Source organism: Pseudomonas sp. Pseusp10 (assembly GCF_059492225.1).
In genome coordinates this window covers 3,360,958-3,384,014 of the sequence record NZ_CP168528.1, presented here as the reverse complement: position 1 = coordinate 3,384,014, position 23,057 = coordinate 3,360,958, and the positions used below count along the sequence as shown (strand labels likewise).

The 23,057-nt window shown below is 57.7% G+C and carries 22 protein-coding genes, 1 tRNA gene and 6 pseudogenes; 20 read left to right on the top strand and 9 right to left on the bottom strand.

Features of this window, described 5'->3' with window-relative positions; all coding sequences use genetic code 11:
• The first annotated feature begins 303 nt into the window (after nt 1-303).
• A complete protein-coding gene (locus tag ACEN8Z_RS15285; RefSeq protein WP_495594725.1) occupies nt 304-1,929 on the top strand; it encodes an NADP-dependent glyceraldehyde-3-phosphate dehydrogenase in 1,626 nt (541 codons plus the stop codon).
• Between the two features lie 44 nt (nt 1,930-1,973).
• Nucleotides 1,974-3,014, top strand: a complete 1,041-nt coding sequence (locus ACEN8Z_RS15280; RefSeq protein WP_495594724.1) for an FUSC family protein — start codon at nt 1,974-1,976, stop codon at nt 3,012-3,014.
• A gap of 15 nt (nt 3,015-3,029) precedes the next feature.
• Here ACEN8Z_RS15280 and ACEN8Z_RS15275 read toward each other — a convergent pair whose 3' ends face one another.
• The gene (locus ACEN8Z_RS15275) at nt 3,030-3,923 is read right to left on the bottom strand and encodes a DMT family transporter (protein WP_495598134.1); all 894 of its coding nucleotides are present in this window, start codon (nt 3,921-3,923) and stop codon (nt 3,030-3,032) included.
• A gap of 136 nt (nt 3,924-4,059) precedes the next feature.
• Here ACEN8Z_RS15275 and ACEN8Z_RS15270 point away from each other — a divergent pair, with 136 nt between their 5' ends.
• Together ACEN8Z_RS15270 and ACEN8Z_RS15265 are read left to right on the top strand one after the other, a co-directional pair.
• Nucleotides 4,060-4,497: an Lrp/AsnC family transcriptional regulator gene (locus ACEN8Z_RS15270; protein WP_007987480.1), complete on the top strand. Its 438-nt coding sequence runs from the start codon at nt 4,060-4,062 to the stop codon at nt 4,495-4,497.
• 56 nt (nt 4,498-4,553) lie between these two features.
• The gene (locus ACEN8Z_RS15265; protein WP_495594723.1) at nt 4,554-4,883 is read left to right on the top strand and encodes a YceK/YidQ family lipoprotein; all 330 of its coding nucleotides are present in this window, start codon (nt 4,554-4,556) and stop codon (nt 4,881-4,883) included.
• Nucleotides 4,884-4,943: 60 nt separating this feature from the next.
• On the opposite strand, the gene ACEN8Z_RS15260 is transcribed toward ACEN8Z_RS15265, so the two are convergent.
• Nucleotides 4,944-5,615, bottom strand: coding sequence for a Bax inhibitor-1/YccA family protein (locus tag ACEN8Z_RS15260; protein ID WP_007995889.1), 672 nt, complete (start codon nt 5,613-5,615; stop codon nt 4,944-4,946).
• 123 nt (nt 5,616-5,738) lie between these two features.
• Here ACEN8Z_RS15260 and ACEN8Z_RS15255 point away from each other — a divergent pair.
• Nucleotides 5,739-5,826 (top strand) — tRNA-Ser (locus ACEN8Z_RS15255).
• 374 nt (nt 5,827-6,200) lie between these two features.
• Here the strand turns inward: ACEN8Z_RS15255 and ACEN8Z_RS15250 are convergent.
• Nucleotides 6,201-7,106 carry a LysR family transcriptional regulator gene (locus tag ACEN8Z_RS15250; protein ID WP_495594722.1) on the bottom strand — a complete coding sequence of 302 codons (906 nt, stop codon included), beginning with the start codon at nt 7,104-7,106 and terminating at the stop codon, nt 6,201-6,203.
• 116 nt (nt 7,107-7,222) lie between these two features.
• Here ACEN8Z_RS15250 and ACEN8Z_RS15245 point away from each other — a divergent pair, with 116 nt between their 5' ends.
• The 7 genes and pseudogenes from ACEN8Z_RS15245 to ACEN8Z_RS15215 form a co-directional block, all read left to right on the top strand.
• Nucleotides 7,223-8,065 carry a type 1 glutamine amidotransferase domain-containing protein gene (locus ACEN8Z_RS15245; protein ID WP_495594721.1) on the top strand — a complete coding sequence of 281 codons (843 nt, stop codon included), beginning with the start codon at nt 7,223-7,225 and terminating at the stop codon, nt 8,063-8,065.
• Between the two features lie 67 nt (nt 8,066-8,132).
• A complete protein-coding gene (locus ACEN8Z_RS15240) occupies nt 8,133-8,855 on the top strand; it encodes an SDR family oxidoreductase (protein WP_495594720.1) in 723 nt (240 codons plus the stop codon).
• 102 nt (nt 8,856-8,957) lie between these two features.
• Nucleotides 8,958-9,662 carry a type 1 glutamine amidotransferase domain-containing protein gene (locus tag ACEN8Z_RS15235; protein WP_495594719.1) on the top strand — a complete coding sequence of 235 codons (705 nt, stop codon included), beginning with the start codon at nt 8,958-8,960 and terminating at the stop codon, nt 9,660-9,662.
• 28 nt (nt 9,663-9,690) lie between these two features.
• A complete protein-coding gene (locus ACEN8Z_RS15230; RefSeq protein WP_495594718.1) occupies nt 9,691-10,878 on the top strand; it encodes an L-dopachrome tautomerase-related protein in 1,188 nt (395 codons plus the stop codon).
• A 12-nt stretch (nt 10,879-10,890) separates the two neighbouring features.
• Nucleotides 10,891-11,142: pseudogene (locus ACEN8Z_RS15225) on the top strand (SDR family oxidoreductase); the annotation flags it as partial.
• Nucleotides 11,143-11,152: 10 nt separating this feature from the next.
• Nucleotides 11,153-11,745: pseudogene (locus ACEN8Z_RS15220) on the top strand (NADPH-dependent F420 reductase).
• Nucleotides 11,746-11,787: 42 nt separating this feature from the next.
• Nucleotides 11,788-11,994 (top strand): annotated as a pseudogene (locus tag ACEN8Z_RS15215) (MFS transporter); the annotation flags it as partial.
• Nucleotides 11,995-12,006: 12 nt separating this feature from the next.
• Here ACEN8Z_RS15215 and ACEN8Z_RS15210 read toward each other — a convergent pair.
• Nucleotides 12,007-12,237 (bottom strand): annotated as a pseudogene (locus ACEN8Z_RS15210) (integrase domain-containing protein); the annotation flags it as partial.
• An 8-nt stretch (nt 12,238-12,245) separates the two neighbouring features.
• Here ACEN8Z_RS15210 and ACEN8Z_RS15205 point away from each other — a divergent pair.
• Nucleotides 12,246-12,359, top strand: a pseudogene (locus ACEN8Z_RS15205) (transposase); the annotation flags it as partial.
• Nucleotides 12,360-13,070: 711 nt separating this feature from the next.
• Nucleotides 13,071-13,181: pseudogene (locus tag ACEN8Z_RS15200) on the top strand (DUF2790 domain-containing protein); the annotation flags it as partial.
• 69 nt (nt 13,182-13,250) lie between these two features.
• On the opposite strand, the gene merR reads toward ACEN8Z_RS15200, so the two are convergent.
• Nucleotides 13,251-13,646: a mercury resistance transcriptional regulator MerR gene (gene merR / locus ACEN8Z_RS15195; RefSeq protein ID WP_495594717.1), complete on the bottom strand. Its 396-nt coding sequence runs from the start codon at nt 13,644-13,646 to the stop codon at nt 13,251-13,253.
• A gap of 122 nt (nt 13,647-13,768) precedes the next feature.
• Here merR and ACEN8Z_RS15190 point away from each other — a divergent pair, with 122 nt between their 5' ends.
• From ACEN8Z_RS15190 to gltS, 3 genes are all read left to right on the top strand, one after another.
• Nucleotides 13,769-14,074 (top strand): GDCCVxC domain-containing (seleno)protein, encoded by a 306-nt coding sequence (locus ACEN8Z_RS15190; RefSeq protein WP_495594716.1) that lies wholly within the window; start codon nt 13,769-13,771, stop codon nt 14,072-14,074.
• Between the two features lie 645 nt (nt 14,075-14,719).
• Complete coding sequence (locus ACEN8Z_RS15185; RefSeq protein ID WP_495594715.1) at nt 14,720-15,280, top strand: lipid-binding SYLF domain-containing protein; 561 nt, start codon at nt 14,720-14,722, stop codon at nt 15,278-15,280.
• A gap of 224 nt (nt 15,281-15,504) precedes the next feature.
• Nucleotides 15,505-16,719, top strand: coding sequence for a sodium/glutamate symporter (gene gltS / locus ACEN8Z_RS15180; protein ID WP_495594714.1), 1,215 nt, complete (start codon nt 15,505-15,507; stop codon nt 16,717-16,719).
• Between the two features lie 16 nt (nt 16,720-16,735).
• Here the strand turns inward: gltS and ACEN8Z_RS15175 are convergent, their stop codons facing one another.
• Nucleotides 16,736-17,632 carry a pirin family protein gene (locus ACEN8Z_RS15175; protein ID WP_495594713.1) on the bottom strand — a complete coding sequence of 299 codons (897 nt, stop codon included), beginning with the start codon at nt 17,630-17,632 and terminating at the stop codon, nt 16,736-16,738.
• Between the two features lie 125 nt (nt 17,633-17,757).
• Between ACEN8Z_RS15175 and ACEN8Z_RS15170 the strand changes: the two genes are divergently transcribed.
• A complete protein-coding gene (locus ACEN8Z_RS15170) occupies nt 17,758-18,669 on the top strand; it encodes a LysR family transcriptional regulator (protein ID WP_495594712.1) in 912 nt (303 codons plus the stop codon).
• An 18-nt stretch (nt 18,670-18,687) separates the two neighbouring features.
• Here ACEN8Z_RS15170 and ACEN8Z_RS15165 read toward each other — a convergent pair whose 3' ends face one another.
• Complete coding sequence (locus ACEN8Z_RS15165) at nt 18,688-19,593, bottom strand: NmrA/HSCARG family protein (RefSeq protein ID WP_495594711.1); 906 nt, start codon at nt 19,591-19,593, stop codon at nt 18,688-18,690.
• Between the two features lie 275 nt (nt 19,594-19,868).
• Here ACEN8Z_RS15165 and ACEN8Z_RS15160 point away from each other — a divergent pair, with 275 nt between their 5' ends.
• The gene (locus ACEN8Z_RS15160; protein WP_495594710.1) at nt 19,869-20,657 is read left to right on the top strand and encodes an AraC family transcriptional regulator; all 789 of its coding nucleotides are present in this window, start codon (nt 19,869-19,871) and stop codon (nt 20,655-20,657) included.
• 110 nt (nt 20,658-20,767) lie between these two features.
• Nucleotides 20,768-21,841, top strand: a complete 1,074-nt coding sequence (locus ACEN8Z_RS15155) for a threonine aldolase family protein (RefSeq protein ID WP_495594709.1) — start codon at nt 20,768-20,770, stop codon at nt 21,839-21,841.
• A gap of 79 nt (nt 21,842-21,920) precedes the next feature.
• Here ACEN8Z_RS15155 and ACEN8Z_RS15150 read toward each other — a convergent pair whose 3' ends face one another.
• Together ACEN8Z_RS15150 and ACEN8Z_RS15145 are read right to left on the bottom strand one after the other, a co-directional pair.
• Nucleotides 21,921-22,178: an Atu4866 domain-containing protein gene (locus ACEN8Z_RS15150; protein WP_495594708.1), complete on the bottom strand. Its 258-nt coding sequence runs from the start codon at nt 22,176-22,178 to the stop codon at nt 21,921-21,923.
• A gap of 15 nt (nt 22,179-22,193) precedes the next feature.
• Nucleotides 22,194-22,931 (bottom strand): SDR family oxidoreductase, encoded by a 738-nt coding sequence (locus ACEN8Z_RS15145; protein WP_495594707.1) that lies wholly within the window; start codon nt 22,929-22,931, stop codon nt 22,194-22,196.
• Nucleotides 22,932-23,057 lie beyond the last annotated feature (126 nt).

Below are 23,057 nucleotides of genomic sequence, written 5' to 3'. Positions count from 1 at the left end.
AAAGGCTAGGCTTTTCAGTTAATCGGCTTGCCCGCAGGGCTGTCCTCTTTTTCGGTGCCCGGTCAGTCGGGTGCACCTTTTTTGTTGTGCTCAAGGAGAGGTCAACACTAAGGCACCCCGCGTGGGCGGGTTGAGGGCATTGGGAGTCAACAAGGGGAGCGTCTGAGGCCTTGACTGAAGACGTCGATGAATCCGCGAACCATCAACCTGTACGGAAAAACGCTGAAATGAGTCATGACAAGCGTTGCTGAGGTCTGCTAAAACGATTCATCAGTGCATCAGCCAATCCAGAGGGGTAGCGACATGACCACAGCCAATATTCTCGACAATCTGTTCCCGAGCCCCGCCGACATCCCGGAAAAGTACCGCCTTGACGGCCAGACCGAGCAGCGTGAGTACCTGGTCGATGGCAAACTGAGAACCTGGAACGGGCCACTGGCCCAGGTCCGCAGCCCGGTGTACCTGACCGGCGTCAATGGCGACGAGCAAGTGATCCTCGGCAGCACGCCGCTACTGGATGCCGACACCGCACTGACCGCCCTCGACGCGGCGGTCCGCGCCTACGACCGCGGCCAGGGATTGTGGCCAACCATGCGCGTGGCCGAGCGTATCCAGCACGTCGAAACCTTCCTTGGGCGCATGCGCGAGCAGCGCGACGCCGTGGTCAAGTTGCTGATGTGGGAAATCGGCAAGAACCTCAAGGACTCGGAAAAGGAGTTCGACCGCACTTGCGACTACATCGTCGACACCATCAACGCGCTGAAAGAACTCGACCGCCGTTCCAGCCGTTTCGAACTCGAACAGGACACCCTCGGCCAGATCCGCCGCGTGCCAATGGGCGTCGCCCTGTGCATGGGGCCTTACAACTATCCGTTGAACGAAACCTTCACCACACTGATCCCGGCGCTGATCATGGGCAACACGGTGGTGTTCAAGCCGGCCAAACTCGGCGTGCTGCTGATTCGCCCGCTGCTGGAAGCCTTCCGCGACAGCTTCCCCGCCGGGGTGATCAACGTCATCTATGGCAGCGGCCGCGAGACGGTCAGTGCGCTGATGGCCAGCGGCAAGATCGACATCTTTGCCTTCATCGGCACCAACAAGGCTGCCAGTGACCTGAAAAAACTCCATCCAAAACCACACCGCTTGCGCGCGGCGCTGGGCCTGGATGCGAAAAACCCGGGCATCGTCCTGCCGGAAGTGGATCTGGACAACGCCGTCAGCGAAGCGGTCACCGGTTCGCTGTCTTTCAATGGCCAGCGCTGCACAGCGTTGAAAATCCTTTTTGTCCACGAAGACGTGGTCGAATCCTTCATCGAGAAATTCAATGCCAGGCTGGCTACGCTCAAACCCGGCATGCCTTGGGACAGTGGCGTATCCCTGACGCCTCTGCCGGAATCGGGCAAGGTCGACTATCTGCACTCACTGGTGACGGACGCCGAGAGCAAAGGCGCCAAGGTGGTCAATCCCAACGGCGGCGAGGCCCGAGCATCGTTTTTCTACCCGGCGGTGCTTTACCCGGTCACCCCGCAGATGCGCGTTTATCAGGAAGAACAGTTCGGCCCTGTCGTCCCCATCGTGCCGTACCGTCATCTGGATACCGTGATCGACTACGTGCTGGAATCGGACTTCGGCCAGCAGTTGAGCATCTTCGGCACCAACCCGGTCGCCGTCGGCCGACTGGTGGACACGTTTGCCAATCAGGTCGGCCGCATCAATCTGAATGCCCAATGCCAGCGTGGCCCCGACACTTATCCATTCAATGGTCGCAAGAACTCGGCCGAGGGCACCTTGTCGGTACATGATGCACTGCGCGTGTTTTCGATCCGCACCCTGGTCGCCACCAAATTCCAGGAGACCAACAAGGACCTGATCAGCGAAATCATCAGCGGCCGCAGTTCGAGCTTCCTGACGACCGACTACATCTTCTGAGGAGCGCAAGCCTGAGCACATCCAGAGCCCATTGGCTGCCACCGTTGCTGCGCCGACTGCTGCGTCCGTTGCTGGACCCGTATCGGCGCTATCGCCACGCCCGGGTGATTCACGCCGTGCGCGTGTCGCTGGGATTGCTGGCAACGATCCTGCTGACGACCGGCATCCATCTGCCCCACGGTGAGTGGGCGTCGGTAACGATGCTGGTGGTGATCGGTGGCTTGCAGCACCACGGCAACATCGGCAAGAAAGCCGCCGAACGCGCCATTGGTACCTTGATCGGGGCCGGCGTCGGCCTGGCGTTGGTGGCACAACAGGCCTGGCTCGGGATGCCCTGGCTGACCTATTTCGCAATGTCGGTGGTCTGCGGGTTTTTCTCGTATCACGCCATCGGCAAGGGCGGCTACACCGCACTGCTGTCGGCGATTACCGTGTTCATCGTCGCCGGGCACGGCGACAACCCGGTCACCGATGGCTTGTGGCGAGGGGTGGACATCCTGATCGGCATCGCCCTGGCCCTGGCGTTTTCCTTCGCCCTGCCGCTGTACGCGGTTTACTCCTGGCGCTACAACCTGGCCGATGCGCTGCGAGATTGCGCAAAAATTTACGGGCGCATCATTGACGGCCAGGCCATCACTGCCGAAGAACACCTCAAACTCATGACCCGCCTGAACGCGGTGATGGTGCAGTTGCGCTCACTGATGCCTTCGGTGTCCAAGGAAGTGAAGATTTCCATGACTGACCTGGATGCCATCCAGCGTAACTTGCGCATGTGCGTCAGCACCCTGGAAATCCTCGGCAATACCCGGCCGGACACCAATGACCCCGAGGCGATGACGCTCCTGCAAACGGCATTGAAAGCTGAACACCGGCAGATTCGCGTGCAATTGATCGGCATGGCCCGGGCATTGAAATCCGGCGCCTGCCAGCGGCTCGATCGCCCCATCAGTTTGCCGGCTGTCAGCCTCGACGCGCCGGTCTACAACACGCTGGACGGGTATCGCTTGTTGACTCAACAGTTGGCCGCCAACATCGGCGAGATGCGCCAGCGGCTGGTCAGGAGCGCGCCGCACTGGAACATCTAATGCCTGTGTAGCGGCTTACGGCGTCACCGTGCGCCGAAACTTCAGCGACCAGCCTTGTTGCATGCCGGCAGCGGCCAGCAGAATCGCCGCAACTCCGATCCATTGCAGTGGCTCCAGGCGATGGCCGAAGGCAACCCAGTCGACGAAAATCGCTGCAATCGGGTAAATGAAGGACAACGCGCCTGTCAGCGCAGTCGGCAGTTTTTGAATTGCGCCGTACAGCAACACGTACATCACACCGGTGTGCACCATGCCCAGCGTCACCAGACTGGCCCACGCACCCGGTGCCTGCGGCAGTGTCGAAAAATGCGCGAATGGCGCGAGCAACAACACGCCGGTGCTGACCTGGATCAACGCGATCAAATGCGGCGGGGTTCCAGTCAGGCGCTTGATGATCAGCGCGGCAATCGCATAGAGAAACGCCGCGCCCAACGCCAAGGCAATGCCCATCAGGTAATCGCTGCCGCTCTCGCCCTGGCTGCCATGGGCGCTGACAATGGCCAGCATCCCGAGAAACGAAACGCCCAGCCAGGCAAGTTTCTGCGTGGTGATTTTTTCATTGAGGAACAGCGCCGCCAGCCCTACCAGCATGAACGGCTGGACGTTATAAACGGCGGTGCCGATGGCAATTGACGCCCGGGAATAGGATGCGAACAACAACACCCAGTTACCGACAATCGCCACACCGCTGAGCACCGCCAGCAGGAAGGTCGTGCGAGTCAAAATGCCGGGGCGCAGAAAGCCGAAAGCTGCGCAAATCAACAGCAAGGTGCCGGCACCGAACAGGCAGCGCCAGAACACCACATCCAGCACCGGTTGCCCGGACACCAGTACGAACCAGCCGATGGTGCCGGAGATCAGCATGGCGGCCGTCATTTCGAACGAACCGCGGCGTAGGGTTTTGTCCATCATCAGACTCCTGTATTTGTGGCCAAAGTATGCCAAGGCACCCAGGCGCCATTCCAGAGCAAAAAGCAGGCTAAACTCTAGATCTGCCTTTTTTATCAAGGCTGTTTTGAAAAAATGCCTAACAGAGGTTTTCGCCATGACCGATGACATCGACCAGGTGCTGATCACGGCCCTGATGGAAGACTCGCGACGCTCGCTCAAGGCCCTGGCGCAAATCAGTGGCCTGTCCTCCCCCAGCGTTGCCGAGCGTCTGCGCCGCCTGGAAGAGCGTGGCGTGCTCAAGGGCTACACCGTTGAAATAGACCCGAAATGCTTTGGCTATCAACTCCAGGCCATCGTGCGTATTCGCCCGTTGCCGGGGCAATTGCAGGAAGTGGAACGGCAAATCATGGCCATTCCCGAATTCACCGAGTGCGACAAAGTCACCGGCGACGACTGTTTCATTGCGCGCCTGCATGTGCGCTCGATGGAACAACTGGACACCCTGCTCGACCGCCTCAACACCCACGCGGAAACCAATACGGCAATCGTCAAGAAAACCCCGGTCAAGCGCCGGTTACCGCCCATGGCGTGAGTGATACTTGTTTCAGACTGAAGTAGATTGACGGTTTCCGGCGAAGGATTGGCGGTATGAAAACTCAGGCAATGTTACTGGTGGCTACGATGCTTGCGGGTTGCGGCACGATTCAAACGGTTGTGCGCAGCGACGAAGTGGCCTCGAAAAGTCTCAAGAAACAAAAGAGTTACTGCGGTGCGGTACCGCGAATCTACAGCGGCGTGACCTACGATTTCTGCTACCTCAACGCGCCCCTCGAAAACGGTCGGGATGCGCAGGTACATGGCCCCGCCCCCGCCATCGTGCTGCTCGACGCGGTCGTGTCCGGGGCGATGGATACGTTGCTGCTGCCCTACACCATCTACCGGCAACAAGCCGACGGCAGCATTGTCATTACGGAGTAACCCTGGATTTCCGGTAATAAAAAACCCGCCTGAGCGGGTTTTTTAATTCAAGGCCGACGATCAATCATCGCGCCCCATGATGCCGAACAGCTGCAACAGGCTGACGAACAGGTTGTAGATCGATACATACAGGCTGATGGTAGCCATGATGTAGTTACGCTCGCCGCCATGAATGATGGCGCTGGTCTGGAACAGAATGCAGACCGAGGAGAACAGCACGAAACCTGCGCTGATCGCCAGTTGCAGGCCGCTGATCTGGAAGAACATGCCCGCCAGCGTCGCACCCAGCAGCACGAAGAAACCTGCCGTGATGAAACCGCCGAGGAAGCTCATGTCCTTGCGGGTAATCAGCACATAGGCCGACAGGCCGCCGAACACCAGAGCGGTCATCGCGAAGGCCGAACTGACCACTTCAGCGCCGCCCTGCATACCCAGGTAACGGTTGAGGATCGGGCCAAGCAGGAAACCCATGAAACCGGTCAGGGCAAATGCCGACACCAGGCCCCAGGCCGAATCACGGAGTTTGTTGGTGAGGAAGAAAAGACCGTAGAAGCCGATCAGCACCACGAAAATGTTCGGGTAGCCAACACGCATCTGCTGGGCAACGTAGGCCGTCACACCGCTGAATGCGAGGGTCAGGGCGAGCAAGCCGTATGTGTTGCGCAGGACGCGGCTAACCTCTAGCTGCTCAGCCTGCACGCTGTTATTAACTGCGTAATCCTGTTCGCGCATGGCGACACTCCTGTTGGTTTGAAACGTTCAGTCGCAAAGATCATAACAGACGCTCTGTAACTAGCTATGCAGAGAGTTTGACAGTGTGTTTCATTCAGGTATTATGGCGCCCGCAACGCAAACGGAGGTGTGGCCGAGTGGTTTAAGGCAACGGTCTTGAAAACCGTCGACTGTAACAGGTCCATGAGTTCGAATCCCATCGCCTCCGCCATCTTTATACGACAAAGCCCTGATTATTCAGGGCTTTGTCGTTTCTGGCTTTTGGAAAAACCTGCCAGTCCACACTTCAGCCCACACCCTGGATGAAGTATTGCTTTTCGACCAACGAATAATTTTTCGAGTTTTCTTCTGTCGCTGCACTCCTGAAGTATCGATTCAGTAGCAGTTGAACACCTGGGTCAGTTTTCGGTCAGCGGCAACAGGCTGGATGTCACACAGGTGGGGATCGCCCCGGACTGACAATCCAGTCCGGTATTTCTTTCGAAGAGGCATAAACCAAACTCCATGGAAAGGAGCTCGTTGAATACTCGGAAAGCCGCTGATTCTCGGCAAACTGCAACGCCCAAACCTGAACGGAGTCGCAGGTCAGGCTTGGGTGTTGTCCAGGATGAACTCGATCAGCGCCCGGGATGCGGCTGACAATTGCCGGTGAGGCGGGTAAATAATCGAGAAGGGCCGACTGCGCCCACTCAATTGCGCAAGTATTTCCACCAACTGCCCGCGCTGTATTTTATCCCGGACGATGAAGTCATAGGTCTGGCAGATGCCCAGATCGCTTTCCGCCAGCGAAACGATGCCCAGGACATCATCACAAACCTGCACATTGGCTTGCGGCAGCCATTCGATATTTTTCCCGTCAACGCAGAACAACCACGGTCCAATCTTGCCACTGCTGGGCATGATGAACGGCAGGCAAACGTGCTCGCCTAACATTTCCAGCGTCGCAGGAACACCGGCGCGAGCCAGGTATTGGGGAGACGCGACCAGGCAGAGCCGTGCATCTTCCAGCTTGCGCCCCACCAGGCCACTGTCCGGCAACTGCCCCAGGCGAATCGCCAGATCGTAGCCTTCGGCGACCAGGTCGACATTGCGGTTGGTGATGCTCAGTTCCACCCGCACAGCCGGATATTGTCGGGCAAACGCACTGAGCAGCGGTGGCAAACGATGATGACCGTAAGTCGTTGGCACGCTCATCCGAACGCGCCCGCTCAACTCACCTTCCTGCCCGCGAATGTTGCGCTCTACCTCTTCGATCTGTGAAAAAGCCAAACGGGTTTGTTCCAGGTACAGCTTGCCGGCGTCGGTCAGGCTGAGCTTGCGGGTAGTGCGTCGCAACAACTGCACGCCAAGGCGCGATTCAAGCCTCGTCAACGCACGACTGAGCACTGAAGGTGTGGTCGCCAGGACGATGGCAGCAGCGCTGACAGTGCCCTGCTCCACCACGCGAATAAAGGCTTCCACATCGCCGAGATGGTCGAATTTACGGGGCATTATTGCCTCTAAGGTCCAAATGAATTCCATTGGCGGTAGTTTATCGCCATATCACACATCAATAGAGTATCCAGGCAGGGGCGGCAACCGTTCGCCCGACTATTTCTGGACACGACATGAAACAACTGACCCGTATTGCATTGGCCGCAGCCCTTGCCAGCACCAGCCTGGTGGCCAGCGCTGACAACGTGCTTGTGGTGCTTTCCGATTCGGCGAAACTCGATTTGAAGGACGGCAAGGTCTTTGCGACCGGCTTCTACCTGAACGAGCTTTTGCAACCGGTGAAGCTGCTGCTCGACGCTGGCCATAACGTCACCTTTGCGACCCCGAACGGCGACGTACCGACGGTGGACAAGACCTCCATCGACAAAATGTACTTCAACGACGATGAGGCAGCGCTTCAGACCTACAAGAACCTGCTTGATCAACTGAAACTGACCCAACCAGAACAGTCACCGGTCATCAGCCTTTCCCGGGTGGAACAGATCGGTTACGCGCACTTTGATGCGGTCTACATTCCCGGCGGCCATGCCCCCATGCAGGATCTGCTCCACAGCCGTCCGTTAGGTCGCTTGCTGGCAAACTTCCATGCACAAGGCAAGACCACCGCACTCGTCTGCCATGGCCCGATCGCCCTGCTGTCGACCTTGCCTGAAGCCGAAAATTTCACCCGCCAACTCCAGAGTGCGAACCCGGTGAAGGGCAGCGCCGACTGGATCTATGCGGGCTACAAGATGACCGTGATCAGCAACAAGGAAGAGGAAGCAGCCAAAGGTCTGCTCAACGGTGGCGCGATGAAGTTTTACCCGCAAACCGCGCTGGAACAGGCCGGTGGGTTGTACCGCAGCAACACGTCAAATTGGGCGCCCAATGTGGTCATCGATCGCGAATTGATCACTGGCCAGAATCCAGCCTCGGCCATCGAGGTCGGGAAGGCATTGCTCGCTCGACTGAAGTAACACGCCTGCCGCACTGCGCAATCCCCTCCCCCGATCCCGGATGTTGTCGGGTATTTGGAGCACTGCAATGAAAACTCGCACTTTCCTTATCACCGGTGCCAGCAAAGGCATCGGGCGTGCGCTCGCGACCCAACTGTTCCAGGCGGGCCACCAGGTGGTCGGCATCGCTCGCACCAGCAACGATCCGCACTTTCCCGGCACCCTCATTTCCCTGGATATGAGCAACCAGGCACAGACCGAAAAAATATTGGCCGAACTCGTTTCACGTTATGACTTTGATGGGTTGATCAATAACGTCGGCTTGGTACGCCCGCAACCATTGGGCGAAATACAGCTCGACGACTTTGATGAGGTCATGCGGATCAACTTGCACAGTGCCTTGCAGGCAACACAAGCATTGCTACCGGGAATGCGCCATCGAGGTTGGGGAAGGATCGTCAACATCTCCAGTCTGACCGTCCTGGGGATCCCACATCGCACCGCTTATGCTGCGGCAAAAGCCGCGCTGGTCAGTTTCACGCGGTCCTGGGCGTTGGAACTCGCAACCACCGGGATCACCGTCAACGCCATTGCACCTGGCCCCACGGAAACCGAGTTGTTCCGCGCAGGGAATCCGCTCGGCAGTGACGGCGAAGCACGTTATCTGGCGAGCGTTCCCATGGGCAGGCTCGGTCAGCCGGATGAAGTCGCGGCAGCCGTCGCCTTCCTGTTATCGGAACAGAGCGGTTTTATCACTGGCCAAACATTGTTTGTCGATGGCGGAGCGTCAGTCGGCAAATCGGCTTTCTAACGGAAACACTTGCGGCTCAGCCGCTCCAGCGAATCCCCAGACTGTACCAGTGGTCACTACCGCCGGCATTGCTCCTTCAACTTGAACTCTAGAGAAAAAATCATGACGCCCGCATCCGCAAACCAACACAAACCACTATTGATGGTCCTCACCAGCCACGCCAGCAAAGGTGATGGTGGCGAGCCGACTGGCTTTTACCTTGGCGAAGTCACCCACCCGCTTGCCGTACTCGAAGCGGCCGGTTTTACAATCGAGTTCGCCTCGATCCAGGGCGGCGAACCTCCGGTCGATGGTCTCGACCTGAATGATGCCACCAACGCACGCTACTGGAACAACAGCAGCTTTCGCGCCGCCATTGCCAACACACAACGCCTGGACGCCCTGGATGCGTCGAAGTACGACGCTATCTTCTTTGCCGGCGGCCATGGCGCAATGTGGGATTTTCCGACCAGCCCTGCCGTGCATAGCATGACCCGCGACCTCTTTGAGGCCGGTGGTGCGGTGGCCGCAGTCTGTCACGGGCCCGCGGCGCTGGTGAACGTGACGCTCAGCGATGGCAGCTACCTGGTCGCAGGCAAGCACCTCAGTGCGTTTACCGACGACGAAGAACGTGCGGTCAAGCTCGACAAAATCGTGCCTTTCTTGCTGGCCAGCACCCTGAGTGCGCGTGGTGCACATCATCACGGCGCAGCAGACTGGACTGCCAAGGTGATGGTCGATGGTCGGCTCATCACGGGGCAAAACCCTCAATCCGCCACCGGAGTGGGTGAAGCACTACGCGATCTGCTGCTCACTCAGCCACGCTGAAGCCGTGCGCATCTGTAAGGAGAAAGCTATGAAATGCATCGCATTGGCAAGTACTCTGGCACTGGCCGCAGTGACACAAAATTCCTCATTCGCGGCGGCACAAACGTCTCACGAACCAGAGCTCTGGCGCAGCTACACGGGGGTGTCATGGGACCTTGGCACTGAGCACAAAATTGATACCGTGTCCCACCAGGCGCCCATTGCCGGTCTACATTTTTCACAAGACGGCAGAGCCTTCGTTTCCACCCCGCGCTGGATTACCTCCGCTGTTCCCGCGAGCCTGAATACCTTGTCACTCGACAACACGACAGGGCCTGCTGTTCTGTCCGCCTTCCCCTCCGCACTGTGGAATGCAGCCGATGGCCCACCCGCACAAACGCTGAGGAACGTGCTCGGATTTCACGTCGACAATACCAACAATTGGCTATGGGCCTTGGACATGGGGTTTGTGCCTGGTGAGAAAGCAGCCCCCATCGGCGGGCAGAAGATCGTCATTTTCGACCTGAAGACCGGGCAAGTGGTACGCAACGTATCCCTGGATAACGTGGCGGATCGACAAGGCAGTTTTCTCAACGATATCGCCGTCGATGAAGTCCGACGGATCGCCTACATGTCGGACAGCGGCTTTCGCAGCGCACCAGACAACTCCACCGGTATAATTGTCTACAGCTTCAGCCAAAACAATACCCGACGTGTCCTGCACAAAGACGCTTCTGTTCAGGTGAAACAAGACGTGCCGGTGATATCTCATGGCAAGGCAGTCTGGGAAGGACAGCCGCTACGCATCGGTATCAATGGTATTGCACTGTCCAAAGACAGCAACACGCTCTACTGGACGGTGACAACCGGCGATTCGCTATTTGCCATCGACACGGCAAAACTCACTGACCCGAACCTACCCGCTGCAGAACTGGCTGCGGCAGTAAGAACAATCGCGCATCCGAGCGTCAACACGGATGGCATAATGGTCACGGATGACGGTAAGGTCTTGATCACTGACGTGACCCGCAACGGCATCGCCAGTGTCGATCCGGCTACCGGGGTGACACATCTGATTGAAACCAGTGATCGGGTGTACTGGCCGGATACCGTCGCAGCGGGTGTGCAGAATCGTATCTATTTCACATCCAGCAACACGAATGACCATTTTGCCAATGCCGTCGCGCGCGGCGCCGAACGTTACGATATCTGGCGTTTTGCACTACCTCTCAACTGAGAACTACATAGCGGTTTCAGCCGTGGTCTAGTCCGGGATCTGGGGCCGCGTGGTATCACCGTGAACACTGTTCACCCAGGGCCGACTGATAGCGATATGAACCCTGCTGATGGTCCGGTGGCAGACTTCGTTCGTCCCAACATTGCCGTGGGCCGTTACGGAGAAGGTAAGGATATCGCAAGCGCCGTGGCCTACCTGGCTAGCTCGGAAGCTGGTTTCGTCAGCGGCGCAGAGCTGATGGTTGATGGCGGCTTCACGGCCTAAGGAGACTGCCATGAGCATCAGCATTATTGGAGCGGGCGGAATTGGCGCTGCTATTGCCCGTCTGCTGACCAACGCCGGGTTGGCGGTCAGCATTGCGAATAGTCGTGGACCGGAAAGTCTGGCGCAGCTCGTTGCGCATTTGGGACCGAAAGCTCGTGCTGTAACCGCAGAGGAGGCCAGCCAAGCGGACATGGTCTTTCTGGCAGTGAATTGGTCGAAGCTTCCAGCCGCGCTCCATGGTCTCGGAGATTGGGGTGGTCGGATTGTGGTGGATACCAATAATCCGATTGAAGCGCCGTTGTTCAAGCCGTTTGACTTAGGGGTAGATCCTCTACCGAAGTCATTGCTGCAATGCTGCCTGGTGCTCGGGTGGTTAAGGCGTTCAATCACCTTGCTCCACCGCCGTTGGCCAATCCGAATGCGGAGGGTGGGAAACGGGTACTTTTCTACTCTAGCGAGCACAACGATGCCAAACAGCAAGTTGGTCAATTGATCTCGCAATTGGGGTTCTTTGGCATCGACTTGGGTGGTTTGCAGCAAGGCCAATTGGCGCAGTTCCCAGGCGGATCACTGCCGGGCCTCAACCTGGTCAAATTTGGCTGAATACAAGGCCGGCGAAAGCCGGCCCTGTTTTAGGAGACGAATGTGCAAGCTTCAAACTCTGATCTCACCGCTAGCGCCACTTGGGCGTCGGTAGCAGCCGTAGGCATTGGGGCCTTTGCCTTGGTGACCACCGAGTTTTTACCCGTTGGACTTTTGCCCCAGGTCGCCAAGGAGTTGGCTATCAGTGAGGGCCAGGCCAGGCTGATGATTACTCTGCCCGGTCTGCTCGCTGCAGTGACTGCTCCGCTAACCCTGCTATGGGTAGCGCTCGTTCGGTGCCAGCAGGTTGCGGCTACAGTCGGGCGAGACCTTTTCGGCAAAACTCAGTGCGTCACGAATATGATCATCTACCGTAATCCAACGAGGTGCTGACGCGCCTGAACGGCCACCTTTGGTGCCGTCCTGGATGTTGATCTTGCCAAATTGCTTGGCTTCACCTTTTAGACGGGGCAGGTCGGCCAAAATGGCCTCGCGCAAGCGCATGGCCGATGCACACCGGGCAGTTGGAAGGTATAAACAATCGAATAAAGGTCATCACGCGGATGGCGTACGGTTACCGAGATAGCGAATTCTTTTTCATGAAGATCAAGAGCGTCTTTCCCGGTAATCCGTGAAGAACCTAAAAAAAGCCACCGCCTTCTTTGCCCGCGAGCACCGAACACAATCCCCCTGGCACCCCATGCTACATCTCAAGACCCGCCAGTTACGGGACAGGTGCGCCTGCACAAAGCAAAAAACCTCGATAACGCCGCTACTATCTCCATAAATGGGGCATTACACCCACCCAACCGGGTGTTTACCACCTGATTTGAGGAATATCCCCCCCTCCCCCTTTCCCTCGCTTGAAATACTCAGAATCAGCTTGTTAATTGATTGGACTTTTTCTTCGCTCTATTGAAATGGCTCATTAGTTGCTTCCCCCCGTGGTACCCACAACAGCTGTCGTCCCGGACATCATGGAGACGGCGGGGCTTGCCAGATTCGGCATGACGCGAGGGGTAAAAAATGAAACGCGCGACACCATCATGCAGCTCCATCGCCTTGCTATTCAGGTCAAGCCACCCCTGTGCGCATCTGGCCGAAGATCATCCCGCCGGTGATCCTGATGTACACCTTCTGGAGCTATTACGTGCTCCGCGCAAAAGTGAGAATTGGTGATGGCTTCCACTGATAGATCAATTGCTCGAATCACGAAAAGGCCGATAGCCCTTTACAAGCAGCTCGCTGAGTTGAGCCTGATGTTTATCGCGTTGCTGATTATGCTGGCATTGTCCGCTGCACTGGCGATGGAGTTGACCTTTGGAGCGCTCTGACGTGTCCGGTAAATGAACATGGCCACAGTAGTAAGTGCCGTGATTTCCAGTCTCGCACCAAGTGTGTTCGACCAGAACGGCCTGCAAGAACCCGGCGCGCATGTCCCGGCCGTCGAATACCACTGAGGGATGGACATCGATGTGAAGAAGGTGCTGGCCTGGCGCCTGTGCATGGTGCCCAAAAACTAAACATTACTCCTCGTTCAACGCATCGATGATAGGGCAAGCGGTTCCGCCGCCAACATCGCATTGCCGCACCAGTCCGCCCAGCACCTGCTGCATTGCTGCAAGGTCGGCCATCTTTTGCTCGATCAGGGCCAGCTTATGCACGGCCAGTGCCCGAGTCTCGCTACAAGTGCAGGCCGCATCCAGCGTCAGCAGTGCGCCCACCTCATCCAGCGTGAAGCCCAGCGCCTGTGCCCGTTTGATGAAGCGCAGCCGTTTGACCTGCTCCGGTAGATAGCACCGATAACCACCGAGCGGCTTTGGCGGCTCATCCAGCAAGCCGCGTCGCTGGTAATAGCGAATAGTCTCGATGTTCACCCCGGCAGCTTCCGCCAACCTGCCGATACTCATTCCTGTCGCCATCACACGCCCCTTGATTCTGTACCTAAGTACGGAGTGTAGAGTGACTCTAGGTTAGATCGATTCAATGGAGAAGACGATGGTTCAACAAATCGGCAAAGGTTCGCCGGTCAAAGTGACGACGAATGCGGGCTATCCCTCCACCATGCACAAATGAGGCAGCTATGAGTGCCGTCATCCTCGAGTCCGTGTTGACCTGTCCGCATTGCAGTTTCGCCAAGCAGGAAGCCATGCCCACAGATGCCTGTCAGTTTTTCTACGAATGTGGCAATTGCAGGACTCTGCTGCGCCCAAATCCCGGTGACTGCTGTGTGTTCTGCTCGTTTGGCTCGATGAAGTGCCCGCCGATCCAGGAGCAGCGCGGATGCTGTGACAACCGGACGAATGTTCCCCCACATGTGGGAAATCCCACTTGTGGGGGGGAGATTTAGGTCAGCTTTCGTCTGAAGGAAGTAGCCTGGAACGCAGCGCTAAAGGCCCAAGGCTTGTGGCCAATCAAATGGCTTGATTATTGCGTTATTGCTCATACGAGCTCCCAACTTACCAGGCACCCATGTAATAACAGCAGTTATGGGAGGTGTGTCATGTGGAATCAGCCTCTGATGCTTGTGGTGATCTACCTCACCATCACCCTCAGCATCGGTTGGTTGTGGTCCACTGCTATCCTGTATTGGCTTTGATCCAGTGGGAAAAGTGAATCACCACCTGATTTTATGAACACAAATGACCGGCAGCTTCACGCCCTGAGGAAGTCAGTCAACCCGAATCAAGACTCTTGAAGATCAATGAACGCTCGTCTGTGGAAAACATAAGAACACTGACCTGTATCGGTCAGAAGCAGAACTGACAACGAACCCGGCCATTACGCAGTTGTCATAACAGTCGATGGCATCGCAAATGATCAGTAGTCCCGGGCCAAGGCCGCAGACCACGGCCGCAAACCAACTTCATTCAAGAGCGATGCCTGAAAATCACACACTTCAGGGTGCGCCGGACAACCTCAGCGGGTTCGGTTCCTGCCTGGCGCAGGCGCTTGCCGCTGTTCTCTTCCAATGCTCCCTCAGCGGAGTACGCAAATGACTCAATCAATGCGGTTCTTCCTGTCGATCTTCCTCGCTACGGCATCATTGGCATCGGTTGGTTTCCTGAACAATGCAGGAGCGGCCACCGCCGAGGATCTGAATGCCGACTCTCGACAAGCGTTGCAAACGCTCTACAAGACCAATCCTTTTTCCGAAACCATCTCACACCAAGCCAAAGCAGCGCTTGTTTTCCCGAACATCATCAAGGCGGGTCTTGTGTTCGGCGGCAGCTATGGCGAAGGCGTACTGATGAAAGGCTCCAAAGTCGAGAATTACTACAACTCCGTCACCGGCTCTTGGGGGCTGCAGGCCGGCGCCCAGTCGTATGGCTACGTGGTTTTCCTGATGACCGATAAAGCCGTGAAATATATAACCGACACCAAGGGCTGGGAAATCGGTGTAGGGCCAACGGTTGTGCTAGTGGATGCAGGGGTTGCGAAGAACCTGTCCAGCTCGACACTGAAAGACGATGCCTACGCGTTCATCTTCGACCAGCAAGGGTTGATGGCGGGGGTCAGTATCGAGGGAACGAAGATTTCTCTGATCAAGCGCTAAATTCAACCGTTTGATTTGCCATCGGGAACGTGAGGCAGCCTATGCCACCCCGGAGTTTAGGCTAGGCTGTCCTCACTCCTGGCGCACAGACACATCTGGTGATTGGGAAGCTGCCTGGACGAGCCAGGCTTGCATTTGCTGAATCCACCGTTCATTGACTCAGGTCTAAACACTGAGCGACCGAATCCTGATAATGATTTTTCATATTTTTAGGTAGGCCTTGAATGACTCCTCAGCTCTTCCCGATTCACGGCCTCGTGAGTTTCACCCTCGCCATCCTCCTGCTTTTCCTCGGCAAAACCCTTGTCCAGCGCAACGCCTTGCTCCGTCAATACTGTATTCCCGAATCGGTGGTTGGCGGCTTTGTCTGTGCGGCGGTGACGACCCTGTTTTACTTCGGCCTCAATATCGAGATCGAATTTGATCTGCAAATTCGCGACACCCTGCTGCTGTATTTCTTTGCCGCCATTGGCTTGAAATCGGACATGCGCCAACTGCTCAAGGGAGGACTGCCGTTGCTGATCCTGCTGGTGCTCGCCGCTGTGTTCATCGTTCTGCAGAACGCGCTGGGCATGGCTGTGGCCGAGGCATTTGGGCTCGCGCCCAAGGCGGGTTTGATGGTGGGCTCCGTTTCCCTTACGGGTGGGGCGGGCACCACACTGGCCTGGGCACCGCTTTTCGTCGACAAGTTGGGAATCAGTAACGCGCATGAACTGGGCATGGCCAGCAACACCGTCGGCCTGATTGCCGCTTGCGTGATCGGCGGCCCGATCGCCAACCGACTGATACGTCGTCATCGACTGACGCCTTCCGGGGATGCGGCGCTGGAAGTCGGTATTTTCGAGCAACAACCGAGCAAGCCAATGGACTACTACGACGTGCTCTGGGCGTGGATGTGGCTCAATCTGACCCTGATGCTCGGCTACGGACTCAACCTGCTGTTGGTCGATGCGGGCATCACCCTGCCCAAATTCGTCAGCTGCCTGTTCGCGGGCATCGTCATTCACCACATCGTTCTCGCCGTGATCGGTGATCGGCGGCTGAAAACCTGGAGCGGCGCCAGCCTGGGTCTGTCGCTGATCTCCGATATCTGTCTGGGCATGTTTTTGACCATGGCCCTGATGGGGCTTCAGTTATGGCAGCTCAGCGGCGCATTGATGTTCATTCTGTGCGCCTTGACCCTGCAAATTCTGCTGACGGTCGTCTATACGTATTTTGTGGTCTTCCGATTCATGGGGCGCGATTACGAAGCCAGCGTGATTGCTTCCGGATTCGGCGGGATTGCCCTCGGTTCCACGGCGACGGCCATCGTCAACATGACAACCGTGACGCAAAAATACGGTGCGGCCCACCAGGCCTTTCTGATCGTGCCGCTGGTGTGTGGCTTTTTCATTGACCTGGTCAATGCCGTGATCATCAGTATGTTCAGTGGGCTTTAGCGACCGGACGCCTGGTTTACTTGAAAACCGGCACGCTGGCTGACGCGTTTGGTTTTTTCAGGTACTCACGCAGCCGCGCGCCAATCTCGGCAATTTTCGCCTCCCCCGCACGCAAGGCTTGCGGGTTGGTATGTACCGAGTAGTTTCCCAGCGCAAGGTCATAGGGATGAGGTTGCGCTGAGCCGATCACGAAGACCGCATCTTTGTGCATGGCCTTGAGCGTGACGGCACCGTTACCTGGCTCGAAGATGACCATTTCTCCCGCCATGACCACCCCTGGCGCGCAAAGGGAACCGCGGCTGACGCTCAACCACAATGACGCGTGTCCACTGGGTGGAACATAGGTCCAGGACTCCCCGGCGGGTAGCGTGACCAGCAGATAGTTCATTCCGGCGGGAGCGCGGACCGGGCTTTGGACACCCTGGTACGCTCCAAGAATCACCCGCGCCGGCCCCACTTCAGGCATCACGCTTGACTCCAGGTATTGGCTATCGACACTCGCGTTTTCCAAGGCTGGCGGCAGTGCAACCCACAGTTGAAAACCCTGAATCCGCTTCGATGTGCCTACCGACATTTCCTTGCCGTGCCAGACTCCGCCCCCGGCACGCATCCATTCGACAGCGCCATAGTCAATCATCCCCGTACCCGAATCAGCATCCTCGAAGCGCAAATTACCCTCGGTAATGACCGTGACGGTGGCGATGCCCGAGTGCGGGTGCATTGGCATGCCGTTGATGAATGAGCTCTCACCTTCAAACAGGTCAAGGAAAACAAATGGCTTGATCAGGTGGCCCAGATCGGAAGGACTCATCAACCGGACAATCGCACCATGCCCGCTACCGGTGGTGCGGTAGCTGATTGCGCGGGTAGAGCCGGAGGCGATACCGGAGAGAGGTTGTTGCAGCAGCGTCATGAAGATTACTCGCAGAAGAGTGGGAGCCTCGCGGCCCAATGCCTGAACAATAGGGCCGGACCGATTACTTGATTAGTCGATACAATTGGATTGCACTCGTCCACCAACGCCAGGAATGCCTCGCCATGATCGACCTCAATGACATCGCCATGTTTGTGCAGGTAGTACGCAGCGGCAGTTTTGCCGAGGCGGCACGACGGCTGGGCATGCCACCCAATACCGTGAGTCGTCGCATCCAGCAGCTCGAAGCGCAACTCGGCACTCGGCTGCTGCAACGCTCCACTCGCAAACTCACGCTCACCAGTGCTGGCCAGGGCTTTCATGAGCGTTGCGTGGGAGCCGTCGATGGTTTGCTCGAAGCGGGACAGGAGTTGATGACAGGCAGTAACGAACCTAGCGGGCTAGTGCGCGTGGCGGCTCCTGCCGACTTTTTCGACTTTTTCCAGATGGCGTGGGTGGCCGAGTTCCTGGCCGCGCACCCACGCGTGCGGCTGGACTTCGTGCTCAGTGATGCGAAGGCCGACCTGATCGCAGAACAGATCGACGTCGCCTTTCGCGGCGGGCCCTTGCGCGACTCAGGCTATGTCGGCCGGCAGATCCTTGACCCGCGCAGCGTCGGGATGGTGGCCAGTCCCTCCTACATTGCGACGCGTGGTTCACCTCGCACGTTGCAGGACCTGGCGAACCACGATTGTGTGATCTCCGCGCATCCAGGCGGCCACACCACATGGCGCTTGGTCGGTCCCAATGGCGAGGAAGAAGTGCAAGTTGCCGGGCGCTTCAGCGGCAATACCGCCCAGGCACTGCGCAAGGCCGCCGTGGCCGGGCTCGGCATCGCGCTGCTGCCGCCCGTGATGGCCAGGCTTGAGGTAGAGGCCGGGACGCTTGTCCCGGTACTGCCACAATACCAACCCAAAGGCTATGGCCTGAACGTGCTGTATCCGACCCGCCGGCAGCTGCCACTCGCCGTGTCGGCGTTCATCGGGTTGGTGATCCAGAAAATGAACACTACAGAAGCACCGGAGATGTATCGATAGCGAGTGGCGATTATTGCGTCAGGCGGACGCTGGAATTTCGAAGTTTGCCCGGGCCCACGCGGCAAACTTCGTCGGCTGTCGGCCGGCGACTCTGTTGGCCAGCGCGATGGCTTCGCGTGAATCTGCACCAAGATAAGTGTGGGCCTCAAAGTAGGCGAGCATTTGCGCGATCTCCTGGGCACCCGGGAACCAGCCGGCAAAAATTTCTTGCGGGACGTGTTTGAACGAGAAATGGTGCCCCAGTCGATTCAGCTCGGTGATCACCTCGTTGAAGCTCAGGAAGTCGCCGACCATTGGCAGATATTCGCCGTTCCCGGCGAGTTCAGGCTGCGCGAATGCCCCGGTCACGACGTGGCCAAGCTCAGTGATGTCACCCATGTGAATGACGCGCTGCTGCGGATCGAGCGGTATTGCCCAGCCAATGGTTCCATCGGCTTGCTGCTTCGGAGCCATTGCACCGAGCAGATTCTGATAGAAGAACGGTGCGATCACGAAAGTGTGGTGTGCGAATCCAGCGTCAGCCACGATGCGATCGACTTTTGCTTTGTCGGTGAAATGCGGGACATCGAGCTTGCCGCGGCTGATTGCCTCCACGTTGGGCAGCGTCGACCAGATGAAGTGTTGAACGCCCGCAGCTTTGGCTGCTTGAACGGCTGCCAGCGCCTGTTTGTGCTCGCCTGTGCCGGCTTCCCAGAAATTGGTGACCAGAAAAACCCCGTGCGCTCCAGCAAACGCGGCTTTCAGTGTTTGCGGACGATCCAGATCCGCCAACACCACTTCGTCAGCCAACCGCGGGTGCTCGGCCGGATTGCGCGTCAACGCACGGACCTTGAATTGACCGCTCGCCTGCAGTGCACGCACAACGGCGCCGCCCTGATGACCGGTTGCGCCGACAACGGCGATGAGCTTTTTGCTGCCTGACATGGTCGTTTTCCTGTGAATGGTGACTGCGTGGAGTAATCGGCGGGCCTCACGGCCCGATGCCTGAAACAGTAGAGTTGGGCCAATTGGTTGACTAGTCGGAACAATTGGATTGCACTCATCCAGCAAAACGAGGAATGACCCGATAGACACGACCTCAGGTCAATTGCTGACACCCCATGGATCTACACCCCTTGTGGACTTAAACTTTGCATCTCCCTGCCCTCCTCGCCGATTGTCGTACGGGTTCCATGACTGAGCATGCCAAGTACCATCACGTGTCCGAAGTACCAGGCCTGGTGCTGGGTTCCGCACGCTTTGCGAATGTCGGTTTCGACCGCCATTACCACCTCGATTTCCACATTGGCTTTGTCACCGAAGGCATCCAGCGTCATCGATCGAAAGGCGAGTCGTTTCTTTTAGGTCCGGGCAGTATTGCCCTGATGCCGCCGGGTGAAATCCACGATGGTGTGTCCGAGGGCGGCGGCACTTATACGCTCAAGACATTTCGCCTTTCGCAGGCGCTGGTTGCGAATCTGGCCGAGGAGATCAGCGGTCGACCGAGAGAGCTTGAGTTGACCAGTGTGTTGCTGGACAACGCGCGCCTTGTCGGCCACCTGCGCGGGCTGCACGAAGCGATGCAGCAGGCCGTTGGACCCGGCAGCCTCGCGGTGCAGACGCAATGGATCACCCTCCTTGAACACCTGTTGAGCCAGTCCCGGGCGATCAAACCCGAAACGATTACAGGCACGCTATCCCCCCTGCAATGGTCTCGCGTCAGGGACTATTGTTTCAGCCACATCGATGAGCGAATCACCCTCGATGATCTCGCTGGATTGTGTGGGCTGGGCCGCTTCCCGTTTCTCAAGCAGTTCAAGCGGACTGTCGGCATGACGCCCCACGCGTGGCTGCTTCGCCTGCGTCTCGAACGGGCCTGTGGCCTGTTGTCGCGTAGCGGGCAACCGATCATCGAGGTCGCCCACGCTGTCGGCTTTTACGATCAAAGCCATTTCAATCGCGCCTTTCGACAGGCATTTGGCGTCGCGCCCTCCCGCTACAGGACCTAGGGCGTCGGCGATCAGAAGACCGTCAATTTTTTACAAGCGCGACAACCGTCCCTCTCCATAGGATGCGCCAATCCGGGCGAAACACCTTCGCCCGCACAGCCGAGAACTGGATGATGAACGGTGAAGCAAACAGACCGCCCGCTCTGGGTTTTTCAAGTGACAACATCGCAGGCGCATCGCCGGAGGTGGCGCAAGCCATCGTCAAACACAGCACGGGCCAGGCGAGCCCCTATGGCACTGACGAGTTGACGGCGCAGGTCCAGCGCAAGTTCTGCGAGATCTTCGAGCGCGACGTGGAGGTCTTCCTCGTGCCCACCGGCACCGCCGCCAATGGCCTGTGCCTGAGCACGATGACGCCACCCTGGGGGAATATCTATTGCCATCCGGCCAGTCACATCAACAACGATGAATGTGGCGCGCCCGAGTTCTTTTCCAACGGCGCGAAGCTGATGACCATAGATGGCCCATCGGCCAAGCTGGACATCACCCGACTGCGCGAGCGGACTCGCGAGAAAGTCGGCGACGTGCACACGACTCAACCTGCCTGCGTCAGCATCACTCAGGCCACCGAAGTCGGCAGCACTTACACCCTGGACGAAATCGCAGCCATCGGCGACGTCTGCAAGTCAGCTTCCCTTGGCTTCCATATGGATGGGTCGCGGTTTGCCAACGCCTTGGTGTCGCTGGGTTGCTCTCCCGCAGAGATGACGTGGAAGGCCGGCGTGGATGCCCTGTCGTTTGGTGCCACGAAGAATGGTGCGCTGGCGGCTGAAGCCATCGTCCTGTTCAACACCTCGCTCGCCACCGAGATGAGTTACCGGCGCAAGCGCGCAGGCCATCTCTTCTCCAAGATGCGTTTTCTTTCGGCGCAGATCGATGCGTATCTGACTGACGACCTCTGGTTGCGCAATGCACGCCAGGCCAACGCTGCGGCCCAGCGCCTGGCGCAAGGGCTTGCCGGACTGAACGGCGTTGACGTGTTCGGCGGCACTGAGGCGAACATCCTGTTCTGTCGGCTGGACTCGGCAATAATCGAAGCGCTGCTACGGGCCGGGTTCGGGTTCTACCATGATCGCTGGGGACCGAACGTCGTTCGTTTTGTCACGTCATTCGCAACCACCGCCGAGGATGTCGATCACCTGTTGAGTCAGGTGCGGCGAGTTGTTGATCATGTACAAAAATAACAGCCGTAATAGTCGATGATTGATGGCGGTTGTGCTCGCTCAAACTCGAATGAGCACCCGCCACTGCGGTATCAGGCTTCTACATCTCGCGATAAAGAATCATGCCTGCGTGATACAAAATCCCGTCGCGGAACTCACCATCAGCCGTGAAGCCGGTGTCGTCGACGTACTCAATGTGGTCACCTTCCAGCCAATACCGGCCCTGGTAGGCACTCACCTTCCTGCCCCGGGCTTCATCGTATCGACCACCCGGTAAAAGCTCGTGGCGCATGAGCCCGTCCGCCGTGACCCACATACCGACGTACTTTTCCTGATCAGCGGATTTCTTGACTGTCATGTTCAAGTCCTCCGTTCAGAATGCACTGGCGGTTGGGCGGACAATCAGTTCACTGACGTCCACATCGGCAGGCTGTTCAATGGCATAAGCGATAGCGCGAGCGACGGCCATTGCAGGGATGGCGATCTTGCGGAACTCGCGCATCTCGGCCCGCCCGCCTTCGTCGGAAATACTCTCGGCCAGTTCGGACTCGGTAACGCCAGGCGAAATCACGGTGACACGAATGTCCCCGCCGACCTCCTGGCGCAATCCTTCCGAGATGGCGCGCACTGCAAACTTGGTCGCGCAGTAGACCGCCGCCGTCGGGCTGACGGTGTAGGCACCAATCGATGCAATATTGATGAACTGGCCTGATTTCTGTTGTTGCATCAAAGGCAAACCGGCCGCGATACCGTGCAAGACGCCACGAATATTGACGTCGATCATCTGGTCCCATTCAGCAACTTTCAACACATCGAGTTTCGACAGCGGCATCACCCCGGCGTTATTGACCATCACATCGACCCGGCCATGCAGCTTTAATGCAAAATCGACAAACGCTTGTACGTCGGCTCGACGGGTGACATCCAACGCCTGAAAGTGCGCGACTCCGCCGCTCGCGTTGATCTCCCCACAGAGTATTTCGAGGCGTTCCGTGCGACGTGCCCCGAGCACGACATGTGCGCCGTTGCTGGCTAAAAGACGCGCTGTCGCCTCGCCTATTCCGCTGCTCGCGCCCGTGATTAGAACGACTTTTTTCGAGATATTCGACATGACCCTAACCCCTCACTTGAGTGCCTGGTGACGCGAGAGCGGTGTCTCGCTGCCAGTCCAGATTAGGGATAACGGCGACAGCCAGTTAGTCAGATCCTTCTGACAACTTGCCTGATCCTGTCGGGG

Excerpts from the sequence above, each read along its gene's own strand:
- ACEN8Z_RS15190 (WP_495594716.1), top strand. The coding sequence starts at position 13,769 with ATGCGGGCTATCCCTCCACCATGCACAAATGAGGCAGCTATGAGTGCC.
- ACEN8Z_RS15265 (WP_495594723.1), top strand. The coding sequence starts at position 4,554 with ATGAAAACTCAGGCAATGTTACTGGTGGCTACGATGCTTGCGGGTTGC.
- merR (WP_495594717.1), bottom strand. The coding sequence starts at position 13,646 with ATGGCGACAGGAATGAGTATCGGCAGGTTGGCGGAAGCTGCCGGGGTG.
- ACEN8Z_RS15185 (WP_495594715.1), top strand. The coding sequence starts at position 14,720 with ATGACTCAATCAATGCGGTTCTTCCTGTCGATCTTCCTCGCTACGGCA.
- ACEN8Z_RS15170 (WP_495594712.1), top strand. The coding sequence starts at position 17,758 with ATGATCGACCTCAATGACATCGCCATGTTTGTGCAGGTAGTACGCAGC.
- ACEN8Z_RS15155 (WP_495594709.1), top strand. The coding sequence starts at position 20,768 with ATGATGAACGGTGAAGCAAACAGACCGCCCGCTCTGGGTTTTTCAAGT.
- ACEN8Z_RS15275 (WP_495598134.1), bottom strand. The coding sequence starts at position 3,923 with ATGGACAAAACCCTACGCCGCGGTTCGTTCGAAATGACGGCCGCCATG.
- ACEN8Z_RS15145 (WP_495594707.1), bottom strand. The coding sequence starts at position 22,931 with ATGTCGAATATCTCGAAAAAAGTCGTTCTAATCACGGGCGCGAGCAGC.
- ACEN8Z_RS15260 (WP_007995889.1), bottom strand. The coding sequence starts at position 5,615 with ATGCGCGAACAGGATTACGCAGTTAATAACAGCGTGCAGGCTGAGCAG.
- ACEN8Z_RS15250 (WP_495594722.1), bottom strand. The coding sequence starts at position 7,106 with ATGCCCCGTAAATTCGACCATCTCGGCGATGTGGAAGCCTTTATTCGC.
- ACEN8Z_RS15245 (WP_495594721.1), top strand. The coding sequence starts at position 7,223 with ATGAAACAACTGACCCGTATTGCATTGGCCGCAGCCCTTGCCAGCACC.
- ACEN8Z_RS15285 (WP_495594725.1), top strand. The coding sequence starts at position 304 with ATGACCACAGCCAATATTCTCGACAATCTGTTCCCGAGCCCCGCCGAC.
- ACEN8Z_RS15230 (WP_495594718.1), top strand. The coding sequence starts at position 9,691 with ATGAAATGCATCGCATTGGCAAGTACTCTGGCACTGGCCGCAGTGACA.
- ACEN8Z_RS15175 (WP_495594713.1), bottom strand. The coding sequence starts at position 17,632 with ATGACGCTGCTGCAACAACCTCTCTCCGGTATCGCCTCCGGCTCTACC.
- ACEN8Z_RS15235 (WP_495594719.1), top strand. The coding sequence starts at position 8,958 with ATGACGCCCGCATCCGCAAACCAACACAAACCACTATTGATGGTCCTC.
- ACEN8Z_RS15270 (WP_007987480.1), top strand. The coding sequence starts at position 4,060 with ATGACCGATGACATCGACCAGGTGCTGATCACGGCCCTGATGGAAGAC.
- ACEN8Z_RS15150 (WP_495594708.1), bottom strand. The coding sequence starts at position 22,178 with ATGACAGTCAAGAAATCCGCTGATCAGGAAAAGTACGTCGGTATGTGG.
- ACEN8Z_RS15240 (WP_495594720.1), top strand. The coding sequence starts at position 8,133 with ATGAAAACTCGCACTTTCCTTATCACCGGTGCCAGCAAAGGCATCGGG.
- ACEN8Z_RS15165 (WP_495594711.1), bottom strand. The coding sequence starts at position 19,593 with ATGTCAGGCAGCAAAAAGCTCATCGCCGTTGTCGGCGCAACCGGTCAT.
- gltS (WP_495594714.1), top strand. The coding sequence starts at position 15,505 with ATGACTCCTCAGCTCTTCCCGATTCACGGCCTCGTGAGTTTCACCCTC.